Genomic DNA, 3,045 nt, shown 5'->3' with positions numbered 1-3,045 from the left:
TTGTGGAAAACAACAAATTTCCATAAATTTCTATTAGTTTCTATTAATTTCAATTTTTTTAATAATATCTCCCTATCTCCTTAATCTCCACATCTCCTTTTGTTACACCACCTGAACGCTTACCATTTTTTATTGTAAGCGGATTAAACGGATTGAGCGGATTTTTTTTATTTCTTTTTCCGCTAAAGCCGTTAAATCCGCTTACTAAATCCACCCGCTTACTATTAAAAATCTACTTCCTTAATTTTCTACCTGCACAGGTCGAAATTTTCCTTGACAGATAACAAATTTTGTGGTAAAGTAATAATTAAAGAAATTTGGCTATTTAGCCGATATATAAAGGGAGGGGATATTATCTACTTAATAAGGAGGATAAGAAAATGAGTTTAGAGATAGGTTTACAGGTGTGGCCAATTGTAGGATTAGTCGTAATAGGAAGTGTGTTTGTGTGTATGATTTGGTATCTTGCCAGACAGGTTCGTAAATCAACTACGGCCTCCTACAAATTAATAGAGGAATTTAAGGAGATTCGTAAATCAGAAAGTATGCCTTATGTGATTGTAGATATTAAGCCCAGAGAAAGTCAGATTCAAGCATTGGAAGTAGTAATTCGCAATATAGGCGAAGGAGCGGCGTTTAACTTTAATTGTAAGTTTGCTCCAGATATCCTATATCGAGATAAACCCAAAATAACCATTTCGGAGTTACCTATCTTTAAAAACTTGAAGGTGATTCCGCCAAAAGAGGAGATAAGGTTTTTCTTTGCCCATGCTATGGAATATATAAATGACCCAGCCAAACCTAAAGAATTCGAGGTGTTTATCGCGTATGAAGATATGTTTAAAGAAATGCACAATGATTCATTTCATATTGATTTGAATATTCGTAGTATCCTGCTATTTACGGAAGAAAAAGGGTTAAATGATGTTGTTAAAGAGGTAGAAAGACTTACACGCGAAATCTGCTGGTTGCGTCGAAGTGTTGAATTTGGAATGAATGGTTATGGCAAAGGAACCCCAGAAGCACTGGCTTTGAAAAAGAAAATATAAATGAGAATATTAGGTTTAGATATTGGAGAGCGGAGAATTGGTGTATCTATAAGCGATGAATTGGAAATAACCGCTCAAGGAATAGAGGTAATTGTTCGAGAAAGTGATACTTTACTTTTTAGCCACCTTGAAAAGTTAATTAATAAATATCAGGTAAAAGAAATAGTTGTTGGACTACCAAAGGAAATGAGTGGGAAGATGGGAATACAGGCGAATAAAATACTTAAATTGGTTGAGACAATGAAGTTAAATTTAAGTATCCCAATTAAAACATGGGATGAACGCCTGACCACTAAAATAGCTAAAAATACATTAAAAAATGCACCATTAAAAAAGAGAAAACAAAAAGGCACGGTAGATAAATTAGCCGCAATTTTAATATTACAAAATTATCTGGATTTAAAGGGGCAAACCCTTAAGTAACTGGTAACTGGTGATTGGTAACTGGTAACTAATTACCAGTTACCAATTACCAATTACCAATTACCAGTTACCAAACATTAAGGAGGTAGAGAAGAATGAAAAAAACAGTCGAAAAAGATGAGGTGAAGAGTGGTATGTTATCTTCAAAAGATAAAGGAATTATTGGAAGGATAGATTTGGGTGAAGCAACAGGAGAATTTGTTTTCTCAAAGGATAAAGGGATTGAAGGTGAAGCACAACTGGGCGATGCCAGGGCTAAATTTACCTATTCAAAAGAAAGGGGTGTTTATGGCATTGTCGATATGGGTGGCGTAGAAGGTGAATTTACTTACTCCAAAACAAAAGGCATCGAAGGAAATTTCAAAATGGATGATGCTGAAGCAAAATTTACATTTAGCCAGGAAAAAGGTATTTATGGAACAGTAGATATGGGAGGTGTCGTTGGAGACTTTAATTATACTAAGGACAAAGGAATTGCAGGAATTATAACGATGGGTGATGTCGTTGCAGAATTTAGTTATGCAAAAGAAAAAGGTATCGTGGGAATCATTGATATGGGTGGTGCAGAAGGCGATTTTACATACTCAAAAGAAAAAGGTCTATTTGGAGCAGTAGATATGGGTGGTGTGCCAGCTGATTTTATTTACTCCATTTCTAAAGGAATTGAAGGAAATGTAAAAATGGCTGATGCCAGAGGTAAATTTACTTACTCAAAGGAAAAAGGTGTTTTTGGAACCGTAGATATGGATGGTGTGCCGGGAGATTTTACCTTCTCAAAAGAACGCGGTATCGTCGGAACAATAGATATGGGTGAGGTAAAAAGTGATTTTACTTATTCTAAAGAGAAAGGTATTGAAGGAACTATTGAAATGGGCGAGGCAAAGGGTGAATTTACCTATACAAAAGAGAAAGGTATTCACGGAACAATAGATATGGGTGAGGTAAAAGGAGGCTTTGTCTATACTAAAAAAGGTGCAGAAGTGGGAACCGTAGAAATAGGTATGGAATCAATTATGCCTGAGGGCATTAAAATGGAATTAACACCATCTCTTGAAGAAGTAACTCCTCCTCAAATCGAAGAACCAACAATACCACTGTTAGAAGAAGGTGCTAAACCACTATCTTTAGAAGAAGAAATGGCTGAAACAGTGGCTAAAAAAGCCAAAGAAGCCGCCATAAGGGCAGAAAAAGTCCTGGGAAAAGCTATTGATGAGGTAGTTGAAGAAACAAAACTACAACAAGAAACTAAAGAAGAAAAACACGAGGAAGAATTTACATATTTCGATGATAAGACAAATATACCCATAGAGAAGATAATAGAAGAAGTAGAAAAAAGTTTTAAATAATCTCCACATAAGCGTTCAGGTGGTGTAACAAAAGGAGATGTGGAGATTAAGGAGATAGGGAGATATTATTAAAAAAATTGGTAACTATTCATCATTCATCATTCACCATTCACCATTCACAATTTCTTCCCTAAATTTCCTTAATAATGGTGAATGGTGAATTGTCAATTGTGAATTGTGAATTATCACTCTTCACGGTGTCAAGCAAACCTGGCCCAAGAGTTCGA

The 3,045-nt window shown here is 35.4% G+C and carries 4 protein-coding genes; 3 read left to right on the top strand and 1 reads right to left on the bottom strand.

Annotation, left to right across the window (positions count from 1 at the left end; genetic code table 11):
* Positions 1–58: 58 nt before the first annotated feature.
* Positions 59–214, bottom strand: coding sequence for a hypothetical protein (locus tag AB1422_18450; GenBank protein MEW6621281.1), 156 nt, complete (start codon positions 212–214; stop codon positions 59–61).
* Between the two features lie 166 nt (positions 215–380).
* Between AB1422_18450 and AB1422_18445 the strand changes: the two genes are divergently transcribed.
* The 3 genes from AB1422_18445 to AB1422_18435 all read left to right on the top strand — a co-directional run bounded on the left by AB1422_18445 (position 381) and on the right by AB1422_18435 (position 2,818).
* Positions 381–1,049, top strand: a complete 669-nt coding sequence (locus AB1422_18445) for a hypothetical protein (GenBank protein MEW6621280.1) — start codon at positions 381–383, stop codon at positions 1,047–1,049.
* The gene (gene ruvX / locus AB1422_18440; protein ID MEW6621279.1) at positions 1,050–1,472 is read left to right on the top strand and encodes a Holliday junction resolvase RuvX; all 423 of its coding nucleotides are present in this window, start codon (positions 1,050–1,052) and stop codon (positions 1,470–1,472) included.
* Positions 1,473–1,567: 95 nt separating this feature from the next.
* Complete coding sequence (locus AB1422_18435; GenBank protein ID MEW6621278.1) at positions 1,568–2,818, top strand: hypothetical protein; 1,251 nt, start codon at positions 1,568–1,570, stop codon at positions 2,816–2,818.
* The last annotated feature ends 227 nt before the right edge of the window (positions 2,819–3,045 follow it).

The sequence above is a fragment of the bacterium genome, assembly GCA_040757115.1.
Classification (GTDB): domain Bacteria; phylum UBA9089; class CG2-30-40-21; order CG2-30-40-21; family SBAY01; genus JBFLXS01.
The sequence above is the reverse complement of the archived record's forward strand: the minus strand, read 5'-3'. Positions and strand labels throughout refer to the sequence as shown.